The sequence below is a fragment of the Gordonia sp. X0973 genome, assembly GCF_013348785.1.
Classification (GTDB): domain Bacteria; phylum Actinomycetota; class Actinomycetes; order Mycobacteriales; family Mycobacteriaceae; genus Gordonia.
The window spans coordinates 2064832-2088067 of sequence record NZ_CP054691.1 but is presented as its reverse complement, the minus strand read 5'-3'; the positions used below and the strand labels follow the sequence as shown (position 1 = coordinate 2088067).

24 protein-coding genes are annotated in these 23236 nt (G+C 67.6%); 15 read left to right on the top strand and 9 right to left on the bottom strand.

Annotated elements, in window-relative coordinates:
- Positions 1-27: 27 nt before the first annotated feature.
- Positions 28-648: an ASCH domain-containing protein gene (locus HUN08_RS10195; RefSeq protein WP_124246590.1), complete on the top strand. Its 621-nt coding sequence runs from the start codon at positions 28-30 to the stop codon at positions 646-648.
- Here HUN08_RS10195 and HUN08_RS10190 read toward each other — a convergent pair.
- The 5 genes from HUN08_RS10190 to HUN08_RS10170 form a co-directional block, all read right to left on the bottom strand.
- Positions 645-1292, bottom strand: coding sequence for an HAD family hydrolase (locus tag HUN08_RS10190; RefSeq protein WP_124246589.1), 648 nt, complete (start codon positions 1290-1292; stop codon positions 645-647). The genes HUN08_RS10195 and HUN08_RS10190 overlap by 4 nt on opposite strands.
- Before the next feature lie 48 nt (positions 1293-1340).
- Complete coding sequence (locus HUN08_RS10185; protein WP_124246588.1) at positions 1341-1781, bottom strand: hypothetical protein; 441 nt, start codon at positions 1779-1781, stop codon at positions 1341-1343.
- 35 nt (positions 1782-1816) lie between these two features.
- Positions 1817-3058 (bottom strand): hypothetical protein, encoded by a 1242-nt coding sequence (locus tag HUN08_RS10180; RefSeq protein WP_124246587.1) that lies wholly within the window; start codon positions 3056-3058, stop codon positions 1817-1819.
- Positions 3055-3381 carry a hypothetical protein gene (locus tag HUN08_RS10175; RefSeq protein ID WP_124246586.1) on the bottom strand — a complete coding sequence of 109 codons (327 nt, stop codon included), beginning with the start codon at positions 3379-3381 and terminating at the stop codon, positions 3055-3057. Before HUN08_RS10175 ends, HUN08_RS10180 begins: the two co-directional genes overlap by 4 nt.
- A gap of 78 nt (positions 3382-3459) precedes the next feature.
- Positions 3460-4479, bottom strand: a complete 1020-nt coding sequence (locus HUN08_RS10170) for an LLM class flavin-dependent oxidoreductase (protein WP_124246585.1) — start codon at positions 4477-4479, stop codon at positions 3460-3462.
- Positions 4480-4655: 176 nt separating this feature from the next.
- Between HUN08_RS10170 and HUN08_RS10165 the strand changes: the two genes are divergently transcribed.
- Complete coding sequence (locus HUN08_RS10165; RefSeq protein ID WP_124246584.1) at positions 4656-5048, top strand: nuclear transport factor 2 family protein; 393 nt, start codon at positions 4656-4658, stop codon at positions 5046-5048.
- A 368-nt stretch (positions 5049-5416) separates the two neighbouring features.
- Positions 5417-7672, top strand: a complete 2256-nt coding sequence (locus tag HUN08_RS10160; protein ID WP_124246583.1) for a polyribonucleotide nucleotidyltransferase — start codon at positions 5417-5419, stop codon at positions 7670-7672.
- 117 nt (positions 7673-7789) lie between these two features.
- On the opposite strand, the gene HUN08_RS10155 is transcribed toward HUN08_RS10160, so the two are convergent.
- On the bottom strand, positions 7790-8521 hold the full coding sequence (locus HUN08_RS10155) for a ferritin-like domain-containing protein (protein WP_124246582.1): 732 nt from the start codon (positions 8519-8521) through the stop codon (positions 7790-7792).
- Between the two features lie 110 nt (positions 8522-8631).
- Here HUN08_RS10155 and HUN08_RS10150 point away from each other — a divergent pair, with 110 nt between their 5' ends.
- Positions 8632-9816, top strand: coding sequence for an NAD(P)/FAD-dependent oxidoreductase (locus HUN08_RS10150; RefSeq protein WP_124246581.1), 1185 nt, complete (start codon positions 8632-8634; stop codon positions 9814-9816).
- 44 nt (positions 9817-9860) lie between these two features.
- Positions 9861-11363 carry an amidase gene (locus HUN08_RS10145; protein ID WP_124246580.1) on the top strand — a complete coding sequence of 501 codons (1503 nt, stop codon included), beginning with the start codon at positions 9861-9863 and terminating at the stop codon, positions 11361-11363.
- 167 nt (positions 11364-11530) lie between these two features.
- Here HUN08_RS10145 and HUN08_RS10140 read toward each other — a convergent pair whose 3' ends face one another.
- The 3 genes from HUN08_RS10140 to HUN08_RS10130 all read right to left on the bottom strand — a co-directional run bounded on the left by HUN08_RS10140 (position 11531) and on the right by HUN08_RS10130 (position 15261).
- Entirely contained in the window at positions 11531-13309 is a 1779-nt protein-coding gene (locus tag HUN08_RS10140) for an HNH endonuclease signature motif containing protein (protein ID WP_301546665.1), read from the bottom strand.
- A 195-nt stretch (positions 13310-13504) separates the two neighbouring features.
- Positions 13505-14272, bottom strand: a complete 768-nt coding sequence (locus HUN08_RS18370) for a hypothetical protein (RefSeq protein WP_301546664.1) — start codon at positions 14270-14272, stop codon at positions 13505-13507.
- Positions 14273-14385: 113 nt separating this feature from the next.
- Entirely contained in the window at positions 14386-15261 is an 876-nt protein-coding gene (locus HUN08_RS10130) for an SDR family NAD(P)-dependent oxidoreductase (RefSeq protein WP_124246579.1), read from the bottom strand.
- 281 nt (positions 15262-15542) lie between these two features.
- Here HUN08_RS10130 and dapB point away from each other — a divergent pair, with 281 nt between their 5' ends.
- The 10 genes from dapB (at position 15543) to HUN08_RS10080 (ending at position 23234) form a co-directional block, all read left to right on the top strand.
- Complete coding sequence (gene dapB / locus HUN08_RS10125; RefSeq protein ID WP_124246658.1) at positions 15543-16298, top strand: 4-hydroxy-tetrahydrodipicolinate reductase; 756 nt, start codon at positions 15543-15545, stop codon at positions 16296-16298.
- Between the two features lie 11 nt (positions 16299-16309).
- Positions 16310-16807, top strand: coding sequence for a hypothetical protein (locus HUN08_RS10120; protein ID WP_124246578.1), 498 nt, complete (start codon positions 16310-16312; stop codon positions 16805-16807).
- Entirely contained in the window at positions 16804-17361 is a 558-nt protein-coding gene (locus HUN08_RS10115; protein ID WP_124246577.1) for a TIGR03086 family metal-binding protein, read from the top strand. The genes HUN08_RS10120 and HUN08_RS10115 overlap by 4 nt, the downstream gene beginning before the upstream one ends.
- Positions 17362-17428: 67 nt before the next feature.
- Positions 17429-17881 carry a flavodoxin family protein gene (locus tag HUN08_RS10110; RefSeq protein WP_174900912.1) on the top strand — a complete coding sequence of 151 codons (453 nt, stop codon included), beginning with the start codon at positions 17429-17431 and terminating at the stop codon, positions 17879-17881.
- Between the two features lie 30 nt (positions 17882-17911).
- Entirely contained in the window at positions 17912-19249 is a 1338-nt protein-coding gene (locus tag HUN08_RS10105) for an MFS transporter (RefSeq protein WP_174900984.1), read from the top strand.
- Positions 19250-19335: 86 nt separating this feature from the next.
- A complete protein-coding gene (locus HUN08_RS10100; RefSeq protein ID WP_129624325.1) occupies positions 19336-20418 on the top strand; it encodes a DUF4878 domain-containing protein in 1083 nt (360 codons plus the stop codon).
- Positions 20419-20462: 44 nt separating this feature from the next.
- A complete protein-coding gene (locus HUN08_RS10095) occupies positions 20463-21269 on the top strand; it encodes a thymidylate synthase (RefSeq protein ID WP_124246574.1) in 807 nt (268 codons plus the stop codon).
- A gap of 20 nt (positions 21270-21289) precedes the next feature.
- Positions 21290-21790, top strand: a complete 501-nt coding sequence (locus HUN08_RS10090) for a dihydrofolate reductase (RefSeq protein ID WP_124246656.1) — start codon at positions 21290-21292, stop codon at positions 21788-21790.
- 41 nt (positions 21791-21831) lie between these two features.
- Positions 21832-22404: a hypothetical protein gene (locus HUN08_RS10085; protein ID WP_124246573.1), complete on the top strand. Its 573-nt coding sequence runs from the start codon at positions 21832-21834 to the stop codon at positions 22402-22404.
- A 68-nt stretch (positions 22405-22472) separates the two neighbouring features.
- Entirely contained in the window at positions 22473-23234 is a 762-nt protein-coding gene (locus HUN08_RS10080; protein WP_301546663.1) for an HAD-IIB family hydrolase, read from the top strand.
- The last annotated feature ends 2 nt before the right edge of the window (positions 23235-23236 follow it).

Here is a 23236-nt window from a genome sequence, read left to right as displayed (position 1 = left end):
GCTGCGGCAACGCCTAGGGTTGGTCGTGTGCTGATCTCCAGGATGATCGCCGAGCAGATCCGGACGGGTGCCGTCACCACGCAATACCGCAGGTGGGATGCACCCCGCGTGAAGGTCGGCGGTACCCAGCTGACCCCGGCCGGGCTGGTCCGGTTCACCCGCGTCACCCGGGTCGCGGACCTGGCGAAGCTGACCGACCGCGCCGCACGCGCGGCCGGTATGCGCGACGCCGCCGCGCTTCGCAAAGCGCTGACACCGCGTCCGGACCGCAAACCGAGTGAGCGCGGCTCCCGCGGCGGAGCGCACGTCTACCGGATCAACCTGGAGTGGGTCGGCGAGGACCCCCGCCTGGCGCTGCGCGAGGAACTGCCCGACGAGCAGGCGTGCGCCGCCATCGCCGGAAAGACAGCGGTACTCGACCGCCGCCTCGGAGCGGGCTGGACGCGCGAGACCCTGGAGTGGATCGAGGCCAATCCCGAGGTCGTCTCGAAGCGGCTCGCCGAGTCGCGCGGCGTCGAGTTGGCACCGATGAAGGCCGACATCCGCAAGTTGAAGGCGCTCGGCCTGACGATCAGCCACGACGTCGGCTACGAACTCTCGCCGCGCGGGCGGCGATTCCTCGCCTGGCTGCGCGAGCACGACGGTTAGAGCAGGTTCACCAGCTCGTCGAGCGAGTCGACGACGGTGGCCCGCGCCGCCTCCGGTCGCACGGCGTGGAGGTGGCCCCAGGGCCCGCGGCGGATCAGGATCGGCCGCATGCCGGAGTCGGCGGCGGGCAGCACGTCGTTGTCGGTGCGGTCACCGACGTAGGCGATTTCCTCGGGCGCGAACCCGGCCAGTTCGGCCACCGCGGTGAAGAACCCGGGGGCCGGCTTCTCGACGCCGAGTTCGGCGGAGTTGCGGATCTCGTCGACGGGCAGATTCATGGCCCGCAGCGCAGCCAGGGCCTGGGCGGGCTGGTTGCCGGCGACGACGAGGTGCAGGCCGCGCTCGCGCAACGCCGCGAGTGCGGAGCGGACGTCGGGATAGAGGTCGTCGGCGTCGAAGGTGTTGCGCAGTCCGGTGGGGTCCTCCGCGGCCCACGCCGCTTCCTCCGCGTCGACGTCGAAGCCGGGGCGGATCGTGTCGAAGGCCGCGGTCACCGGCTGGTCGTTCGCCGCGCACGCACCGATCAAGCCCAGCATGGTCAGCGGGGTGACCCCGAGCCGCTGTGCCCAGCGCATCCAGATCCGGGTCTCGTCGATCAGGGTCTCGCCGACGTCGAACACGACGGCACGGGTGGGAGAACGCATGCGACTGACACTAGTGGGGCCGGTGTGGCCGCGCCCGTGGCAGGTGGTTCAGCCGGTGGTCCCCCAGGCGATCTTCGCCTGGCCGTCGACGCAGTCGGGGATGACTTCGAGTGAGCGCTTCAAGCCGCGGTGGTCCCCGGAGGCCTGAAAACCGGTGGCGAGGGCGCCGCCGTCGCAGTCGATCAGCGCGTGCCCGCAGAATCCCGGAACGGAATCCAGCTTGTCGAGGGTGTCGACGGAGAAGTATTGGCCGACATAGCTTTTCCACTCGGTTCGGGGGAGTAGGAACGCGAGGCTCGAACAGCTGCCCTGACCGCCGCCCGGCGGATCGTCGACCGCGAGACGAGTGGCGCCGGGTGGCACGCTCACACCGATTCGGTCGGCCAGCTGACCGGCGCGGTGGCCGGTACCCACGGTGCACGACGCCAGGCCGACCACGATGAGGGTCGCCGCGGCGATCGTCGTAGCGGCTCGGGATCCACCGATCATGGTCGTCACCTTAGTTCCCAATCTCCCGAGTCCGTTCACTGCGGGACCGTGACCGATGAGGGCCCGGACGTTCCGTAGACCTGGTAGTTCTGGGCCCAGCCGGCACGGTGGAGATCGTTCAGGTCGGAGTACTGCTCCGAGTAGTTCTTCTTGGTGGTGTCCCAGTTGTAGTAGTCGTAGATGCTGGTCTGATAGGTGATATTGGCGGGTCCGGTACCGTTTCCGCCGTCCTCCGGCATGTAGACGCCGCTCGTCTGATAGGCGAAGGTACCCAGCGATGCCCAATAGTCCGGATGGGAAGTGGCATCCGGGCGGAATCCTTTGTCGCCCTCGTTCCAAGCCCCTTGAAACGCCACGGGTCCGTGATAGCCCTCGGGCATTACCGAAAGCGCATCGTTGGCCCGCCTGCGAGCGTCGTTATCCGCCGTTCCGGCGAATCCCGGCATATCTCCGCGCATCGTATCGACGTCGAAATTGTAGGGCTTGCCGGAGTTTCCGAAGAAGTGACGCATCAGGCGTCCGGCGATCGGCAAGGCCGGGGAGGTCGCGAGTGCTCCGGATTGTGCCGCGGCCCGCAGGCCTTGCAGATAGGTCTGGTTGAGGAGATTGGGCTTGTAGGTGTCGTATTGCGCGGGTCCGGAGCCGTCCCGATTCGCGTCGTCGATCGGTCCGCTGGGGGCGGCGGGGGGAGGTGGGATTCGCGGCACGAACGGACGGGCGCCCGTCGGATGAATCCCGTATCCCAGGAGTGCGCTCTCGACCGTCCAGTCGTAGTACTGGGCGGCCACATCCATCGAGTTCAGCAAGGTGACGAGCTTGTAGGAGGTCTTCTGCGCCAAGGAAAAAGCGGAATGACGCGCGGTGGCCAGGCCTTTCGGATCGTCCTTGTAGACATCCGCGAGCATCGCCAGGTAGCTGCCTTTGACGGTCGCGACGCCGTTGTCGGCGACGTCGCAAACGTATCGCACGATCATGTCGTTGGCCGTGGCGATGATCTCGTCCTTGAGCTTCCCGAGCTGATCCGCCGCGTTCCGCAACACGACCGCGGCATCGGTCCACCGCTTGGAGCGGTCGTTGATCTGATCGGCATGATCCTTCGCCTTGACCGCGGCTTGGGTCTTGGCTTCGCCGCTCCAATCGGTCGACACCCGATCGAGGCTGTTGATCACGGTGGTGGCGTTGGACTCCAGTGCCTCCGAGCCAGAACTGAGGCCGTCGGCGGTTTCGGTGAGCGAGCCAATGGAGAAACCTTCGACCTGGCTGATCCCGAGTGTCATAGGCGCTTGTAGGCGTTCGTTATCCGGTTCGCGGATTCGTCTTCGGTGCGCATGACCGCGGTGACGGCCTGCTTCACCTCTTTGCCGAACTCGTCCAGGCCGGCCGATAACGCCGTGACGATGTCGTGCTGTTCGACCGCGCGCTTCTTGAGCCCGCGCTCCAAATCGGTCCCGCGGCAGGCCGTCGCGCCGTTCGACAATATCGACATGGCGTCGATTTGTCCGAGATCGTCCGATACGCGCCACATTTGCTTTCCGAAATGTGCTACCGACTCTTTCTCGAAACGAAAGCTGCCCGTGTCGCCCTGGTCGTGATCGGTCACGTCGCGAATCTAACGTCTGCCATCGAAGAGTTCAACAACGCCGTCGGTCGATCGGCGCAGGGTCGTCGATCGAGGTCCTCAGCGCCAGCCGAGTGCCGGCGCGACGTGGGTGAGGATCGACTCGATGACGTGGGCGTTGTAGTCGACGCCGAGCTGGTTGGGCACGGTGAGCAGCAGGGTGTCGGCGGCGGCGATGGCCTCGTCCTCGCGGAGCTGCTCGATCAACTCGTCGGGCTCGGCGGCATAGCTGCGGCCGAAGCGGGCCTTCACGTTGTCGATGATGCCCACTTGATCGGAGTCGTCGCCGCGCATGCCGAAGTAGGCGTGGTCGCGGTCGTCGACGAGGGCGAAGATGCTGCGGCTGACCGAGACGCGCGGCTCGCGCTCGTGGCCGGCCTCGGTCCAGGCGTCGCGGAAGCGCTGGATCTGCTCGGCCTGCAACTGGTGGAACGGCACGCCGGTGTCCTCGGTGAGCAGTGTCGAACTCATCAGGTTCATCCCCTGCGCGGCGGTCCACTCGGCGGTGGCGCGGGTGCCGGCACCCCACCAGATGCGGTCGCGCAGGCCCGGGGACTGGGGTTCGATCCCCAACGGGCCGGGTGGATTGGGGAACATGGGCCGCGGGTTGGGTTGGGCGAACCGCGCACCGTCGATCGCCTGGAGGAAGGTCGCGGTGTGGGCGCGGGCCATCTCGGCGTCGGAGGAATCCTCCTCCGGGACGTAGCCGAAGTACTTGTATCCCTCGATGACCTGCTCGGGCGATCCCCGGCTGATCCCGAGCTGGAGCCGTCCGCGCGACAGCAGATCGGCGGCGCCGGCGTCCTCGGCCATGTAGAGCGGGTTCTCGTAGCGCATGTCGATGACGCCGGTGCCGATCTCGATGCTTTCGGTCTTGGCGCCGATGGCGGCGAGTAGCGGGAACGGCGAGGCCAGCTGTCGCGCGAAGTGGTGGACGCGGAAGTAGGCGCCGTCGGCGCCGAGTTCCTCGGCAGCGACGGCGAGCTCCACCGACTGCAGCAGCGCGTCCGACGCCGAGCGCGTCTGCGAACCCTTCCCGGGCGACCAGTGGCCGAAGGAGAGAAATCCGATGTTCTTCATGTCACCTCCAACCGGACCAGGGTCCGGTTAATTCCCTCGCGGGTGGGGTCGGTAGCCGGGGCCGGTTCCCGCGAACCCTGTCCAAGAAGTTGAACACTCGGCGGACGCCCGCGTCGCGATGATCGATATGTGGCGGACGTCACTCGCGACGGCCGCACCCGAATCAAGGAGAACCCGTGACCCAAGCAGCTGCAACCGACCTCGACCCCGTCTCGGCGTCGACGATGGCGGTCCTCCAGAACCATATGGCGGCGATGAACACCATGGACCCCGCGACCATCGCGGCCGACTACGCCGAGGACTGCGTCGTGATGACCACCTTCGCCGACGGTCCGGTGCGCGGCCGCGCCGGGATCGAGGCGTGGGTCAAGACCGACCTGGCCGAGATGATGAAGGCACTCGGTTCGCCGACCGGCGACGTCGAGCCGGAATACACGTTGAAGACCCTCGTCGCCGACGGCGAATACGGCTACCTCGTCGTCGAACTCGGCGGCAACCGCCGGGGCACCGAGACCTACCACATCCGCGACGGGAAGATCCTTTTCGAGAGCGCGACCTTCTTCCTGTAGGCCCGGCCGCGGGCCCCCGCCACCCCGTGGCCGCGCATGTGACGCGGCCACGGGAGTCCCAGATGCTAAACTGCCGGTTGGAAACATCGTCGATTGCCGATGTCACCCGAACCGCTGGAAGATCGAGTCAGATCGGTCCTCGGTAGTGGCCGCCGGAAGGCGAGAGTGCAAAACCTCGTTCCGGCTGCTTCGATCGAAGGCCGTCTGCACCGCATGCGACGCATGCACACCGGCGTTCACGGCGATTCTGTGCATATCTGCGCCTGTCTCCCGATACCGTGCCGTCTTCGGCGTGCAGCGGTGTCGTTTCGCATATCCACGGCGCGTCCGCCAGGACTCGCCGACACGAAGGGACACACCCGAAAAACATGTCTGACAACATCGACGTCTACGAAGACGACGTCACCGAAGCCACCGCGATCATCGACAACGGCAGCTTCGGCACCCGCACCATCCGCTTCGAGACCGGCCGCCTCGCGCTGCAGGCCTCCGGCTCGGTCGTCGCCTACCTCGACGAGGAGACGATGATCCTCTCGACGACCTCCGCGTCGAAGGCGCCGAAGGATCACTTCGACTTCTTCCCGCTGACCGTCGACGTCGAGGAGCGCATGTACGCCGCGGGCCGCATCCCCGGCTCGTTCTTCCGCCGCGAGGGCCGCCCGTCGACCGACGCGATCCTCACCTGCCGCCTCATCGACCGGCCGCTGCGCCCGACGTTCGTCGACGGCCTGCGCAACGAGATCCAGGTCATCGAGACGATCCTCTCTCTCGACCCGAACGAGTACTACGACGTCGTCGCGATCAACGCGGCCTCCGCGTCGACCCAGATCGCCGGCCTGCCGTTCTCCGGCCCGGTCGGCGGCGTGCGCGTCGCCCTCATCCCCACCGACGAGAACAAGGCCGGCCAGTGGGTCGCCTTCCCGACCGTCGAGCAGCTCAAGGGCGCCGTGTTCAACATGGTCGTCGCCGGCCGCATCACGGAGGGCTCCGGTGACAACGCCGACGTCGCGATCATGATGGTCGAGGCCGAGGCCACCGACAACGTCCTCGAGCTCATCGCGGGCGGTGCCCAGGCGCCGACCGAGGCGATCGTCGCGGAGGGCCTCGAGGCCGCCAAGCCGTTCATCGCCCGCCTGTGTGAGGCCCAGAAGAGCCTCGCCGACGCCGCCGCGAAGCCGACCGGCGAGTTCCCGCTGTTCCCGCCCTACGAGAGCGACGTCTACGAGGCCGTCGAGGCCGCCGCGGCGGAGAAGCTCGGCCAGATCCTGACGATCGCGGGCAAGCAGGAGCGCGACGAGAAGACCGACGAGCTGAAGGCGGAGCTGCTCGACAGCCTCGGCGAGAAGTTCGAGGGCCGCGAGAAGGAGATCGGCGCGGCCTACCGCTCGCTGACCAAGAAGCTCGTGCGCCAGCGCATCCTGACCGACCATTTCCGCATCGACGGCCGCGGCATCACCGACATCCGGTCGCTCTCGGCCGAGGTCGCGGTCATCCCGCGCGCCCACGGCAGCGCATTGTTCGAGCGCGGCGAGACCCAGATCATGGGTGTCACCACGCTCGACATGGTCAAGATGGCCCAGCAGATCGACTCGCTCGGCCCGGAGAAGTCCAAGCGCTACATGCACCACTACAACTTCCCGCCGTACTCGACCGGTGAGACCGGCCGCGTCGGATCGCCCAAGCGCCGCGAAATCGGCCACGGTGCGCTCGCCGAGCGCGCCCTGGTGCCGGTGCTGCCGAGCGTCGAGGAGTTCCCGTACGCGATCCGCCAGGTGTCCGAGGCGTTGGGCTCCAACGGCTCGACGTCGATGGGCTCGGTGTGTGCGTCGACGATGTCGCTGCTCAACGCCGGTGTGCCGCTGAAGGCGCCGGTTGCCGGCATCGCGATGGGCCTGGTCTCCGACGAGGTCACCGTCGACGGCAAGACCGAGACCCGCTACGTGGCGCTGACCGACATCCTCGGTGCCGAGGACGCCTTCGGCGACATGGACTTCAAGGTCGCCGGCACGAAGGATTTCGTGACCGCTCTGCAGCTCGACACCAAGCTCGACGGCATCCCGTCGAAGGTGCTCGCGGGTGCGCTGAGCCAGGCCCGCGACGCCCGACTCACGATCCTCGACGTGATGGCCGAGGCCATCGACGAGCCGGACGAGATGAGCCCGTACGCGCCGCGCATCACCACCGTGAAGATCCCGATGGACAAGATCGGCGAGCTGATCGGCCCCAAGGGCAAGACCATCAACGGCATCACCGAGGAGACCGGCGCCAACATCTCGATCGAGGACGACGGCACCGTGTTCGTCGGCGCGGTCGACGGACCGTCGGCCCAGGCCGCGATCGACGCGATCAACGCCATCGCCAACCCGCAGCTGCCGAAGGTCGGCGAGCGCTTCCTGGGCACGGTCGTCAAGACCACCGCCTTCGGCGCGTTCGTCTCGCTGCTGCCCGGTCGCGACGGCCTGGTCCACATCTCCAAGCTGGGCAACGGCAAGCGCATCGACAAGGTCGAGGACGTGGTGAACGTCGGCTCGAAGCTGCGCGTGGAGATCGCCGACATCGACGAGCGCGGCAAGATCAGCCTGATCCCCGTCGCCGACGACGCCCCGGCGGCTGCGGACGCCTAACCGCGACTGATCGACGACGACACGGTGCCGCAGGCCCCGACCAATCCCGGTCGGGTCTGCGGCACCGTCGTTTGTCTGAGGCCGTGACGACGTGCGGTGCCGCGGCGCCGGGTTCTGCTAGCGGAACGCGCGGTCGGCGAAGCGTCGGAAGAGGACCGCGCAATCGGCGACGAATCCCCGACGGGTCAGTCCGGTAGCGGCCAGGGCCGCACCGTGGTCGATCGCGACCACGGTGGCAACGACCAGGGCGAAGGCCGTCCATACGCCGCCCGCGAGACGGCGGAACGGCGGAGTCGTCCTCGCGAACTCCTCGGCCAGTCGGGAACCTTGAAACGCCACGTGGCGGAACTCGTCGTCGAGGATGCGCAGCGATACCTCGCGCAGGAGCGGGTCGCCGCCCCCGTCGGCGAGTGCGCGGTAGTAGCGGAGCGCGATCACCTCGGCCACCGCGAGCACCATCACCTCGGCACGCAAGCCCGCCAGTCGCCTTACCCGGATGAACACCGCGTCGCTCCAGTGTCGGTCGATCGTGGGGTGACCGGCCGAGTGGAGGAGTTCGGCGAGCATCCGCGCATGGTTCTGTTCCTCGGCGACGAAGAGGTGCACCGCACGCGCGTAGTCGGCATCGCCGTGCGCGACGGCCGCGTTGATGAGTTCCTCGCCGTCGCCGCTCTCGCCGACCTGGAAGCGTTGCAGACTCCGGACGACCGCCGGCCCCAGCCGGGCGCCGCCGGCCCAGTCCGGATCGGGGGTCGTCGCGCGCGCATCCGCCGCCTGCCGGAAGTCGTCGAGCCACACCGCCGACGTGCTCCACCGGCCGGTCGGACCGGACTTCGGAAATATGCCCATTGTCTGATTGTCTCAAGGCGTCGGCATGCATCGGAGGTTCCGCTGCGGTCGTGGCCATTCGGCGAAAGACGGACCCGGGCGCGTCGGCGGTGCGGCGTAGCCTGAAATGTATGGCTGATACGACGGTGATCATCGGGGGCGGCCTTGCGGGAGCGAAGACCGCCGAAGCACTGCGCGAGAAGGGGTTCGACGGGCCGATCGTGCTCGTCGCCGCCGAATCTCATCTGCCCTACGAACGCCCGCCACTGTCGAAGGGCTATCTCTCGGGGGCGGACGATCGCGATTCGGTCTTCGTCCACGACCGCGCCTGGTACGACGAGCACAAGGTCGATCTGCGCACCGGGGTGAGCGCCGAGAAGATCGATCGCGACGCCAAGCTGGTTCGGCTCTCCGACGGGACGTCGGTGGCCTACGACAAGGTCGTCATCGCCACCGGATCGAGGCCCCGCCCGTTCCCCGGCAAGCCCGACGTCCTCTATCTGCGGACCCTCGACGACTCCGATCTGCTGCGGGAGAAGTTCGGCGACGGCAAGTCGCTGGTGATCGTCGGTGCCGGTTGGATCGGATTGGAGGTGGCCGCGGCCGCTCGCGCCGCGGGCACCGCGGTGACCGTCGTCGAACCCGCCGACGTGCCGCTGGAGAAGGTGCTGGGCGCGCGACAGGGCGAGGTCATCGCCGATCTGCACCGCCGGCACGGCGTCGATCTGCGCCTGGGGACGGGAGTGGAATCGATCGAACCCGGGGTCGTCGTCATCGACGGCGGGGAGCGGTTGGCGGCGGACACGGTCGTCGTCGGCATCGGGGCCGAGCCGGTCGTCGACCTCGCCCGTGACGCCGGGCTGGCCGTCGGCAACGGAATCGATGTCGACGCGGGGCTGCGGACCAGCGATCCGGACATCTTCGCCGTCGGCGACATCGCCAACCACGACCACCCGCGGTACGGGCGGTTGCGCGTCGAACACTGGGCGAACGCCCTCAACCAACCGACAGTGGCGGCGGCGAATGTTCTCGGCGGCGACGAGGAGTACGAGCGGCTGCCGTACTTCTACACCGACCAGTACGAGTTCGGGATGGAGTACCGCGGGTTCGCCTCCGGCGACGACGAACTGGTGATCCGGGGCAGTGTCGACGACCTCGAATACCTCGCGTTCTGGCTCGTCGACGGCAAAGTCGCCGCGGCGATGAACGTGAACATCTGGGATGCCGGCGATGATCTGGTGGCATTGCTCGAGTCGGGGAGGGTCGTCGACAGGGCTCGCCTGGCCGATCCTGCCGTCGCACTCGCCGATGTCTGAGTGAACACGCCGAATCCGCGGCTGGGGTCGATACGATCGGGCCTATGAACCTCGACGAATACATGGGCCACGACGCGACCGCACTCGCCGAACTGGTCGCGGCCAAGCAGGTCACCCCGAAGGAGTTGCTCGACTTGGCGCGCAAACGCGCGGGGCAGGTCAACGGAAAGCTCAACGCGATCGTCATCAATATCGACCGCGAGGCCGACGAGCAGGTCAAGGGCGACCTGACCGGACCGTTCGCCGGGGTCCCGTTCCTCGTCAAGGACCTGCACCAGGAGTACAAGGGATACCCGACGACGGCGGGCTGTCGGGCCCTGCGCAACGACGTCGCGACCGAGAACGCGCTGCTTGTCGACCGGTTCCTGGATGCGGGTCTGGTGATCTTCGGGAAGACGGCCACCCCCGAGCTGGGGTCGAAGGGGATCACCGAATCGAAGCTGTGGGGTCCGTGCCGCAATCCGTGGGACACCTCGCGCACCCCGGGCGGGTCGTCGGGCGGATCGGCGGCGTCGGTAGCGGCCGGCATCGTGCCGGCGGCCGGTGCCAACGACGGCGGTGGCTCGATCAGGATTCCGGCGGCCTGTAACGGTCTCGTCGGTCTCAAGCCGAGTCGCGGTCTCGCGCCCTACGGTCCGCAACGGGGGGAGTCGATGTTCGGCATGGCCACCGAGGGGGTAGTGGCGCGCACCGTGCGTGACACCGCCGGTCTGATGGACGTCATCGTCGGGCGCACCCCGTTCGCCGACTACCAGGCCGCGATGCCGTCCCGAAAGTTTGCCGAGGCGATCAAGAAGAAGCCGCGCAAGTTGAAGATCGGGTTCTCGGCGCATTCCGCCATCACCGGCAAGGCCGATCCGCAGGCCGTCGCGGCGATGACCGCGACGGCGGAGCTGCTGACCGACCTCGGCCACGTCGTGGAGGAGGTGGCGCCTCCCTACGACGACAAGGCATTGGCGCAGACCTTCCTGACCATCTGGTTCGCCCAACTGGAAGGGCAGGTAGCGGAGATCAAGGCGCGGACGGGCGCGAAGGACTCCGACTTCGAGCCGGACACCCTGGCCGTCGCCGAGATCGGCCGCGCCAGCGGCGTCGCGGCGCTGATGGCGGCGCTCGGGCAGGTGAAGGAGTACACCTACGCCATGGAGCGGTTCTACGCCGATCACGACTTCTTCCTCACCCCGACCATCGCGTGCGAGCCGATCAAGGTCGGCTCGCTGGATACACCGGTGCCGCTGCAGGTCGCGGCCCGCGTCGTTCACCGGGTCCACGCGGGAAAGGCGTTGGTCCGCACCGGGGTCATCGACCAGATGATCGACGACAATCTCGGCTGGGTCCCGTATACGCAGCTCGCGAATCTGACCGGCCGACCGGCGATCACCGTCCCCGTCCACTGGACTGCCGACGGTCTGCCCCTGGGCGTCCAGTTCAACGGCGCGCTCGGCGCCGACGCGGCGCTGCTGCAACTGGCGACGCAGTTGGAGGAGGCCCAGCCGTGGATCGAGCGCTTCCCGGCCGAGCCGAAGCATCACCTGTCGGCGGTATAGGGGGCGCGGTGGTCGAGTGCTCCTCACGGGGATGTCCCCGCGGTGGTCGAGTGGATCCGAGGCGCTAGACGCGTTGGTCGAGTGGATCCGAGGCGCTAGCCGAGGAACCGTATCGAGACCCGGCGAGTCGAAATACCAACGCGCGCACAGGAGTTGACCCTCGACCATCAAGCGGCGACGAGTAGGGCCAGCACTGCTTCGACTGGTGAGGACCGGTCGATTGTGTCGGGATTCCCGACTCGTGGTGGTCCCCAGTGTTCGTCGGGTCGGATGCGTTTCATTATCGGCGTGGTCGGTGGCGCTGTGTCACCGTCGGCGCTGGTTGTCTGGTCGTCGCCCGCGGCCTGGTCGTGGTCGTGCTGGTTGGGGTCGAATACGGTTCCGTGTAGGTAGGTGCGGGGGTCGTGGGTGTGGTTGACCTGGAAGGGTTGGTCGGTTCCGGTGCGTCGCCATCCGGTGCGTCCGGTGTGGGGTCCGTTGGTGAAGACGTGGGTTTCCCATTGGCCGGGTTTGGTACCGACGGCCCGGTTGTGTCGGCCGCAGGCCCCGGTCATGTCGGTCACGTTGGTTGATCCGCCGTGGGCGTAGTCGCGGGTGGCGTGGTGGGCTTGGGTGCGGGAGAACGGTTGCCCGCAGCCGGGTTTGCTGCAGCCGGGTTCGGCGGCGAACAGGGCCAGGCGTTGGGTTTTGGTCGCCAGCCGCCGGCCGCGCCCGAAGTTCAGCACGCTGCGGGTGTGGTGGTGAAAGACCGCCAACCACGGGGTGGCGTGGGCGGCCAGATGGATCAAGTCACCGATGGGCACCATGGTGCCGGTCGCGGTCACTCCGATTCCGGCGCGGCGTGCCAAGTCGTGTTCGTCGATGGTGATCACCACCTCGGCCGGGATCCGATCCGGTTTCCCCAACGCCTCGTGTCCCAGCAGCCAATCCAACCCGGCTTCTAGGGCGTCGTGGTCGCGTTGTGCCGAGGTTCGGGTGTCGCGGCCCCGGGCCTGTATCAACGCATGGTGACGCGCGTCAGCCACGGTGGTGTCGCGGCCGGTGGTGGTGCCGTCAGGGTCGGTGGTGGGGTTGGGGTCGGTGGCGTCGAGAGTCATGAGGGCGAGTGGGCCGGTGATGCGGTGTTCGTCGTCGTCGGGGTTGTTCATGCCGGGTTTGCCCCAGTTGTCGAGCAGTATTTCGAGTTTGGCCCGGACCTGGGGTGTCACATACCCGCTGAGTTTGGACATCAAATCCGCGCCTTGGGCTCCCAGGTGCAGGCTGCGGCGGCGGTGCCGGTCGCTGTCGTCGGTCAGGGTGCCATCGGGGTCCAGGTGGGCCAGGATCCGTTGCCCAAGACGGTTCATGTCTTTCGGGGTGGCTGCCTTCGCGGCCTCGGTCAACACCGTCACCGCCGCCGCCACCTCCCGCGGGTCGGCTTGGTGCGGGATTTTGTTCAGGACTTGTTCGATCACCCGCACATGCTCACCCGACACCACCCCGGCTGCGACCGCCACCGCCAACGGTTCGCGTTTGGGCGGCAACGGTTGCCCGGTCAACGCGGTGCACACCCCGATCGCCTCGGCCACCACCTCCCGACGCCTGGCCTCGCCTGGCCCCAACCGCAGGTATTCGCTGTACCAGGCCCGCGGTGTCGCATACCCCAACCACAAATTCCGGTCCGACACTTCCACCAGCAACGCCGCATTCACCCCGTCCGCGCGCCGCCACGCCCGCTCCAGCACCTCCACCGTCGCGGTCACTTCGGTATCCGAGGCCAACCCCAACGAGGCAGACCCCAGTTTCGTGATCGCGGCATCAATCAACCCCGCCAACTCCCGAGGCGAATCCGGCAACACCGCCGGCATCGCATCAGCCACCGCCGCGTCGGTCAATTGGATCCACCCCCTCAACCCCGGTTCGAATATACGTTCTATTCTACCAACCTGGTGTGAGGTGCGCAACACATTGCTCTGGACACAGCACACGTGCGATCCGACGTCGACTCACCGGGGTCTCGATACGGTTCCTCGGCTAGCGCCTCGGATCCACTCGACCACCCATCTGGCTAGCGCCTCGGATCCACTCGACCACCGATTACTCGGATCCACTCGACCACCTAAGCAACCACTCGACCACCCAAAGCGACCACTCGACCACTCTCAGGACGAGGCGAGGACGCCGGCGAGGCCGGCCAGACAGGCGACCACCAGCGCGCCGACTCCCAGCGCGACGATCGGGTAGTAGAAGGTCAGGCCGTCCGCGCGCCAGGCCAACGCGGCAGCGCCGAGATACACCGCGATTGCGGACAGCGGTACACCGATGACCCCGATGACGAGCGCGATGTAGACGGCCGTCTTCGGTCCGCCGTCGGACAGCATCATGCTGAAGAAGCCCAGCATGACCGCTCCCATCACGGGTAGGAGGAGGGCGACGAACAGCGCGATCGTCACCCAGGTGTCCCAGGCCCCGCCGACGAGGTAGGCACTCGCGCCGAGTGCCGCCACGCCGACCGTGGTCCCGATGCCCCCGACGATGGCGCTGCGGCGTCTGCGTGTTCGCTTTTCCGCGTAGTCTCGCTGGCTGCGCACGACCGCCGCCTGTGTCGCGGCATCGTTGCGCCGACGTTGGCTTTGCGCAGCCTGCTGCAGGTCGACGAGGGAATCGGCTAGTCCGGGAGACGCCGGCCCGTCTCCGCTGCGAATAGTCCGGATGAGGGCGGGCAGGTCATCGGAGAGCAGCGAGACGATTCGCCGTCCGGAGTCCAGCTCGGACAGGTCGAGATACAGCACGTTGTCCTCGACCAGCTCACGCAGTCGCCCGGCCTCCTCGCTGCGCGGGATCTGATCGGCGATCCAGGTCATGACGTAGGCCGTCGTCGACGACTTCGCCTCCCACGTTCGCTCGGCGAATCTGATGGTTCCGACCATCGCCCCAGTATGCCGATCGGTCGCCACAATTCGGTCCCGCCTCGACCGCACAACCGACGAATGCCCCGCGACACCGTGGTAGGGCGTCGCGGGGCATTCGGATCGTGTCGTACTCAGACGATGTCGAGAAGCGAGGTCTCGTTCTCGGTGCCGATTCCGCCCAGCGGCTTGGCGGTCGAGTCGTCGAGGATCTGGTCCAGGTGCTCCTTGATGTCGTCCGGGGTGCACTCGGGGTTGGCGTAGCCCTCGTTCATCGCGAGCGAGAACCGCTGCATCAGACCGCCCTGGGTGAGCAGGATCTCGCCGGCGACGCCGCACTCCTCGCTGGCGAGGTAGGCGACCATGGCCGAGACCATCGCCGTCGTCATATTCGCCTTGAGGGTGTCCTTCAGCTCCTGCGGGATGTCGGCGGCCTCGGCCATCCGGGTGTAGGCGGTCGGCGCGATCGCGTTGACGCGGATCCCCTGCTTGAGCGCCTCGATCGAGAGCGAGCGGGTCCAGCCGAAGATCGCGGCCTTGGAGGCTACGTAAGGAGTCTCACCCTCCCAGCCGGACACCGTCGGCGACGAGGTGCTGACCACGCGCCCGTTGCCGCTCTTGACCAGATGCGGCCACGCGGCGGCCGTCACCGCGACCGTGCCGAGGAAGTTGATGTCCATGTGTCGACGCGTCTGCTCCATGACCCCGGGGCCGAAGTCGTCGTGCTTGTCGACACCGGCATTGTTCACGACGATGTCGAGCTGGCCGAAGGCGTCGACGGCCGCCTGGACGATGGCCCTGGCATCCTCGTCCTTGGACACGTCACCCTGCTTGGCGGCGGCTTTGCCGCCGGCGGCCTTGATCCCCGCGGCCACTTCCTCGGCCACATCCGCGTCGACGTCGCTGACGAGGACCGAAGCGCCGAGCTTGGCGAGCGTCTCGGCGTGCGACCGTCCCAGACCACGGCCCGCGCCGGTTACCAATGCGACCTTGTTGTCGAAGTTAATCATGTCGTCTACTCACTTCCCTGATGTGTGGGCCGGTCTTGCCTCTGCCCGGTGCGGCGGGGTGTGGCCGCCGGCGCGATGCGTCAGGCGAGCGAAACCCGCATACCGGATCCCGGTACATCCCCGATTCTGGTGCGTGTCGTGAATCACAGATGTCCAGATCCTTGGACACCTTTGCGGCCGGCGTCGGCGTCGAACGCGAGGCGGGGCGCGGACTCGTCGTCGGCGGAGTCACTAGACTCGACGACGATCAGACGATCACGAGTGACGCGGGAAGAGGGCAGATGACGGACAGCATTCGCACGGGTGTGTTGGGCAGCAACGGCAAAGTGGGGCGGGCCATCGTCGCCGGCGTCGACGCGGCCGCCGACACCGAGTTCACCGTTGGCGTCGACCAGGGAGACCCGCTGCAGCGCTTCGTCGACTCGAATACCCAGGTCGTCGTCGACTTCACCCATCCCGACGTCGTCATGGACAACCTGAAGTTCTTGGTGGACAACGGTATCCACGCCGTCGTCGGCACCACCGGCTTCACCGCCGAGCGCCTCGCGCAGGTCCAGGCCTGGGTCGACGCGAAGCCCGGCTCGGCGGTCCTGATCGCGCCCAACTTCGCGATCGGCGCCATCCTGTCCATGCATTTCGCGCAGCAGGCCGCGCGGTTCTTCGATTCGGTCGAGGTCATCGAGCTGCACCATCCGCAGAAGGCCGACGCCCCGTCGGGCACCGCCGGTCGCACCGCCCAGCTGATCGCGACCGCACGCGCCGAGGCCGGGTTGGGCCCGATGCCCGACGCCACGTCGACCGGTATCGACGGGGCCCGCGGCGCCGTCGTCGGCGACGTCCACGTGCACTCGGTCCGGCTGACGGGTCTGGTCGCCCACCAGGAGGTGCTGTTCGGCACCCAGGGGGAGACCCTGACCATCCGGCACGATTCGATCGACCGCACCTCCTTCGTCCCGGGGGTCCTCCTCGGCGTCCGCGAGATCGGTGCGCACCCCGGCTTGACCGTCGGACTCGACGCGTTCATGAACCTCTCGTAGGGGTGGCGACGATGACTGCCGACCCCGGCAAGCGCGACGCCCGGCCCACCGTGGTGATGATCGGACTGATCGTCACCGCGCTGCTCGTCTACCTGGTCCTCCTCGGACGGATGGGGGTCATGTTGATCGCCTCCGGCAAGGCGGTGGGGATCGGCATGGGCATCGGCGTGCTGATCCTGCCGTTCCTGGGGGCCTGGATGGTCTACCAGACGCTGGCCGCGGGCATCTGGCACCAGCGCTTGGGGGCGGCCGCCGCCGCGGCCGGACGCGACCTCGACGTCTCCGAACTGCCGCGCCGCCCCTCGGGACGGTTGGAACGGGAGGCGGCCGACGCGCTGTTCGCACAGGTGCGCACCGAGTGGGAGGCCGATCCCGACGACTGGTGCAACACCTATCGCATCGCCCGCGCCTACGACTACGCCGGCGACCGCGGTCGTGCCCGACAGATGATGAAGACCGCCGTCGCCCAGTACCGGGCGGAAGCCGCGCGGGAGGCCGAAGCCCCGTGATCGACCAGGCCCGTGCCATCGAGGAGGCGGAACGGTTCTGGGCCGCCGTGTTGACGCGGGTCACCGACGCGGATCTGGACGAGCCGGGCGGCTGCGGCACCTGGTCCAACCGGGAGTTGATCAACCACGTGATCGGCGGCGGCCACCGCTACGCCATGCTGCTCGACGGTGCGACGGCGGCACAGACCGCGGCGACCCGCGACACCGATTACGTCGGCACCGATCCGCTCGACCGGTTCTGGGAGTACGCGCGCATGGCCCACGAGGCGGCCGAGACGGCCGACCTGGATGCGATCGTCGACCACCGTGCCGGCCGGCGCACCGGGCACTCCCTGCTGACCATCCGGGTGGCGGAGCTGGCGTTGCACGCCCGCGATCTCTGCGTCGGGATCGGTGCGGCGTGGGAGCCGCCGTCGGATGTCGTGGAGTACCTGCTGGACAGCGCGGCGCCCGAGGTCGAAGAGTTGCGCGCCCAGGGGCTGTTCGGCCCGGCGCTCACACCGGCCTCGGACAGTGCGGCCGATCGGCTGCTCGCGTTTACCGGTCGGGCATGAGGTCGTCGCCGTACCGTCGAATCACCGCCGAGCACGACAGTGTGAAGCACATCCCGGAGGGGGAGCGTTGGCCCGACTGCTGATCGTCCACCACACGCCGTCGCCGCATTGCCAGGAGATGTTCGAGGCCGTCGTCGCCGGGACGGGCGATCCCGACATCGAGGGCGTCGAGGTGGTGCGCCGCGCCGCGCTGTCGGTCTCCGCATCGGACTTCCTGGAGGCCGACGGCTATCTCCTGGGCACCCCGGCCAACCTCGGATACATCAGCGGGGCGTTGAAGCACGCCTTCGACTGCGCCTACTACCAGATCCTCGACTCGACGCGGGGCCGGCCGTTCGGCGCCTACCTGCACGGCAACCAGGGAACCGAAGGGGCGCAGAAGGCGATCACGACGATCACGACGGGACTCGGCTGGGAGAAGGCGGCCGAGTTCGTCGTCGTATCCGGTGCGCCGACGAAAGCCGACCGCGAGGCCTGCTGGGAACTCGGGGCCACCGTGGCCGCGCAGCTGATGGCCTGAGGTGAATCGATGACCGCCACCGACGACACGATGCAGCCGCACCCACCGCCGACGTCGTCGCAGGCGCAGACCCGCCGGGCGATCTGGAACACGCTGCGGGGGTCGAGCGGCAACCTCGTCGAGTGGTACGACGTCTACGTCTACACCGTGTTCGCCACCTATTTCGAAGGCCACTTCTTCGACCCGGCGGACAAGAACTCGCTGGTCTACGTGTACGCGATCTTCGCGGTGACCTTCGTGATGCGCCCCATCGGCTCGTGGTTCTTCGGCCGCTACGCCGACCGCCGCGGGCGACGGGCCGCACTGACCCTGAGCGTGACGATCATGGCGGCGTGCTCCTTCGTCATCGCGGTCATCCCGGGCCGGGAGACGATCGGTATCGCGGCTGCATTGATCCTGTTGCTCTGCCGGCTGGTGCAGGGATTCGCGACGGGCGGCGAGTACGGCACGTCGGCAACCTACATGTCCGAGGCGGCGACCCGCGAGCGGCGGGGCTTCTTCTCGTCGTTCCAGTACGTCACCCTGGTGGGCGGGCACGTGCTCGCCCAGTTCACCCTGCTCATCCTCCAGTCGGTGCTCACCAAGGACCAGTTGCACGAGTTCGGTTGGCGCATCGGCTTCTTCATCGGCGGCATCGCGGCCATCGTGGTGTTCTGGTTGCGGCGCACGATGGACGAATCCCTGTCCGACGAGCAGCTGGCGGCCGTGCGCGACGGCGAGGACACGTCGTCGGGATCGATGCGGGAGCTGCTCACCGGCTATTGGCGCCCGCTGGTGCTGTGCTTCCTGATCACGATGGGCGGGACGCTGGCGTTCTACGTGTACAGCGTCACCGCGCCGGCCATCGTGAAGACGGCCTACGCGGATCACGCGATGACCGCGACGTGGATCAACCTGATCGGCCTGATCTTCCTCATGGTGATCCAGCCGATCGGCGGGCTGATCAGCGACGTGGTCGGCCGCAAACCGATGCTGGTGTTCTTCGGCGTCGGCGGAGTGCTCTACACGTACTTCCTCATCACCTATCTGCCGACGGTGTCCGTCGCGATCGGCTCGCTGGCGATGGTCTGCCTCGGCTACATCATCATCACCGGTTACACGTCGATCAACGCGCTGGTGAAGGCCGAACTCTTCCCGTCGCACGTCCGCGCGCTGGGGGTGGGGATCGGCTACGCCCTGGCCAACTCGGTCTTCGGCGGCACCGCGCCGATGCTCTACGAGGCGGCGACCAGGAGCCATCACGTGTCCTGGTTCATCGCGTATGTCGTGGTGACCATCGGCGCGTCGCTCGTCGTCTACGTCTTCTTCCTGCGCAACAAGTCGCAGACCCACCTGGACCGGGAACGGGGCGCCGCGTTCGGCGGGTAGCCGACCCCGTGCCGATCATCCGCGGGCGGGTGCTTGGATGGTGAGCGATCGCGCTGACCGCGCCACCTGTCTTCGAAAGGACATCGATGACTTACCCGCCGTCCCAAGGCAATCCGACCGGCTGGGAGCAACCGGTGGTGCCGGCGTCGGCACCGGCCGGGCCGCACGCCGGCGGGTTCCCGACCGGCGCGTATCCGCCGGTGGGACCGCCGTCGCCCAAGAACAGTTCCACGAAGTGGATCATCGGCGCGGTCATCGGCCTCGTCGTCGTCCTGCTGATCGGCGTCGGCGCCATCGTCGCGGTCGGCATGTTGAACCGGTCCGCGCCCGCCGGCGACGCCGTCAAGGGCTATTTGGAGGCATTGCAGCGCGGCGACGCTAAGACGGCCCTGTCCTATGGTGCCTCGCAGCCCGGTTCGACGGAACTGCTGACCGACGAGGCGCTCAAGAAGCAGATCGCGAAGGCGCCGATCAGCGATATCCGGATCCTGAGTGACTCGACGGCCAAGGGTCCGCAGATCTCGATCGGATCGGTGCACGTCTCGGTGAAGTTCGGTGACAAGACCTCCGACGACACGCTGTTCATGAAGAAGTCGGGGCGCGCCTGGAAGCTCGACAACGCGGCGGTGAACATCAAGAACTACTTCGACACACCGATCGTCAAGGTTCTCGGCAAGACGCTGACCAAGGGCGACTCCGTCTACATCTTCCCCGGCTGGATGGGAATCGAGCCGCTCACCTCGAACTACAGCGTCGACGGCGACCGGATCGCGACGCTGCAGGACCTGCTCGGCTTCTCATCGATGATGACGACGGACCTCGACGTCAAGGTGACCGAATCCGGCTACGCCGCGGCCAACCAGGCGGTCCGCGACGCGATCGCCAAGTGCGCGGGGTCGACGGATCTGGCGCCGGCGAACTGCCCCAACCGGATCGACGACGGCGACGCGCTGCCCAACACCGCGAAATGGGCGCCGCCGGTGATGCCCGAGTCGCTGGGGGACGGAAATTTCAACGAACTGGACGCGCAGTTGACCTACTACTCGGCGAAGATCGCGTTCCCGTACACGGTGCAGACCCGAAGCGGCCCGAAGTCGGATACCGACAACGCCTACGTCTCGATCAAGGTGGATCTGACGCAGAGCCCGCCGGCGGTGAAGTTCGACTGAGTCGAAGCGGGCCCCGGACGCGTCGGCTGGATAGACTCGGTGCCATGAGCGCGCCCATCCCCACGCCGTACGAGGATCTGCTGCGCCAGGTCACCGAGCACGGCACACCCAAGGCGGATCGCACGGGCACCGGCACCCGCAGCATCTTCGGCGCGCAGCTGCGCTACGACCTGTCGCAGGGCTTCCCGCTCATCACCACGAAGAAGGTGCACCTCAAGTCGATCGTCTACGAACTCCTGTGGTTCCTGCGCGGCGACTCCAACGTGCGCTGGCTCCAGGAGCACGGCGTGACGATCTGGGACGAGTGGGCCGACGAGAACGGTGACCTCGGGCCGGTCTACGGGGTGCAGTGGCGGTCGTGGCCGACACCGTCGGGCGAGCACGTGGATCAGATCGCGAATGCGATCGAGATGCTCAAGTCCAACCCCGACTCCCGTCGCAACATCGTCTCCGCGTGGAACGTCGGGGAGATCCCGCAGATGGCCCTGCCGCCCTGCCACGCGTTCATCCAGTTCTACGTCGCCGACGGCAAGCTCTCCTGCCAGCTGTACCAGCGCAGCGCGGATCTCTTCCTCGGGGTGCCGTTCAACATCGCGTCGTATGCGCTGCTCACGCACATGATGGCGCAGCAGGCCGGTCTCGACGTCGGGGATTTCGTGTGGACCGGCGGCGACTGCCACATCTACGACAACCACGTCGAGCAGGTCGCCGAGCAGCTGTCGCGCGGGCCGTTCCCGTATCCGACGCTCGAACTGCGCCGCCGCGAGTCGATCGACGCCTACGAATACGACGACGTCGCGGTGCTCGGCTACCAGTCGCATCCGGCGATCAAAGCGCCGGTGGCCGTGTGAGCGATACCGCATGGGTCGCCATGCCCGCGCGGGTGTGCCTCGTGTGGGCCCAGGCGCGCGACGGTGCGATCGGGCGCGACAACACGATTCCGTGGCGGGTCCCGGAAGACCTGGCGCGCTTCAAGGAGCTGACCGTCGGCCATCCGGTCGTCATGGGCCGTAAGACCTGGGACTCGCTGCCGCGAAAGTTTCGCCCGCTGCCCGGGCGGCGCAACATCGTCGTCACCCGAAACGACGATTGGTCCGACGACGGGGCGGTGCGCGCGCGGACCGTCGACGAGGCACTCGCGCTGGCCGCGGGAGAGCCGGTGTCGGTGATCGGCGGGGCCGAGATCTATCGCTCGACGATGGCCCGGGCGACCGAGTTGGCGGTCACCGAGATCGACGTCGACGTGCCCGGTGCCGACGCTTTCGCACCCGAGATCGGCGACGGGTGGGAGACCGAGTCCACCGGCGAATGGCTGCGGTCGGATTCCGGCCTCGACTATCGATTCGTCAACTATCGTCGCAAGCGCGACTGAGACGCAGCGCTATTGAGAACACGAAGGCGGAGCGAGGAACGATGACCATCCTGCGCGGATTCGCACCCTGGATCGTCTACGGGGTGGTGGCCGGATTCAGCGACGACTCCTGGCGCTGGGGCGCGTTGGCCGCCGTCGTCGTCGGTTTGGCGCTGATCCTCGACGACCGCCGGCACGGTATCGGACCCGACGCGCAGATCCTCGAGATCAGCGCGGTGGTCTTCTTCGTCGCGCTCGCGGCGGTCGGATTCATCACCCGGAACACGACGATCCACCAATACGACAGCACGTTGGCGTTCGGCTGGCTGGCGTTGACCGCGTGGGCCTCGTTGGCCATCGGCAAGCCCTTCACCGAGGGAATCGCCAAACGTGAGGTGCCGCAACAATATTGGGGCACCGAGAAGTTCCGTCGCGTCAACCGGGTGATCACCGCGGTCTGGGCGGTGGCGTTCACCCTCACCGCGATCGCGGTCTGGATCATCTACCGCACCGATGCCGGCGACCTAGCCGACGGCATCGCCCAAGCGGTCGGCTTCATCCTGCCGATCAGTTTCACCAACTGGTACAAGAGCCGCGCCGCCGCCACCGGTGATGCAGCCCAGCAACCCGGCTGATCCGATATGGCAAAGTAGACTCCCGACTCCGGGCGGGAGCTGCCCGCCGGCCGACGACAAGGATTGCAGTGGCGGTTACCCAGGACGGCAAGTCCTATTCGCTCGTGATGTTCGACCTCGATGACACGCTCGCCGCGTCGAAGAGCCCGTTGAGCGACGAGATGGTCGACCTGATGCGCCGTCTGCTCGGGCAGGCGTCGGTGTGCATCATCTCCGGCGGCAACGAGACCCAGTTCCGCAACCAAGTCCTCAACCGGATCGGGAGCTTCGACGGGCTGGAGCGCCTGCACCTCATGCCGACGTGCGGCACCCACTACCTGCGCTTCGCCGACGGCGACTGGGAGACCGTCTACAAGGAGGACCTCACCGAGGACCAGAAGGCCCGTGCGCTCGACGTCGTCGAAACGGGTGCGCGCGAGCTGGGCCTCTGGGAGTCGAAGACGTGGGGTCCGATCCTCGAGGACCGGGGCAGCCAGATCACCTTCAGCGCCCTGGGCCAGAAGGCGCCCGTCGACGCGAAGGCCGCCTGGGACCCCGACGGCGGGAAGAAGGAATCCCTGCGCGCCTACGCCGCGCAGCGGCTGCCCGATCTCGAGGTCCGCAGCGGCGGTTCGACCTCGGTCGACATCACCCGCAAGGGGATCGACAAGGCCTATGGGGCGCGGCGGCTCATGGAGCTCCTGAGCCTGGGAACCGGCGACATCCTGTTCTTCGGCGACCGCCTCGACGAGGGCGGCAACGATCGTCCGGTCGCCGACCTCGGCATCGACTCGGTGCAGGTACACGGGCACGAGGACACCGCGACCCGGCTCACCGCGCTCCTCGCCTGAGC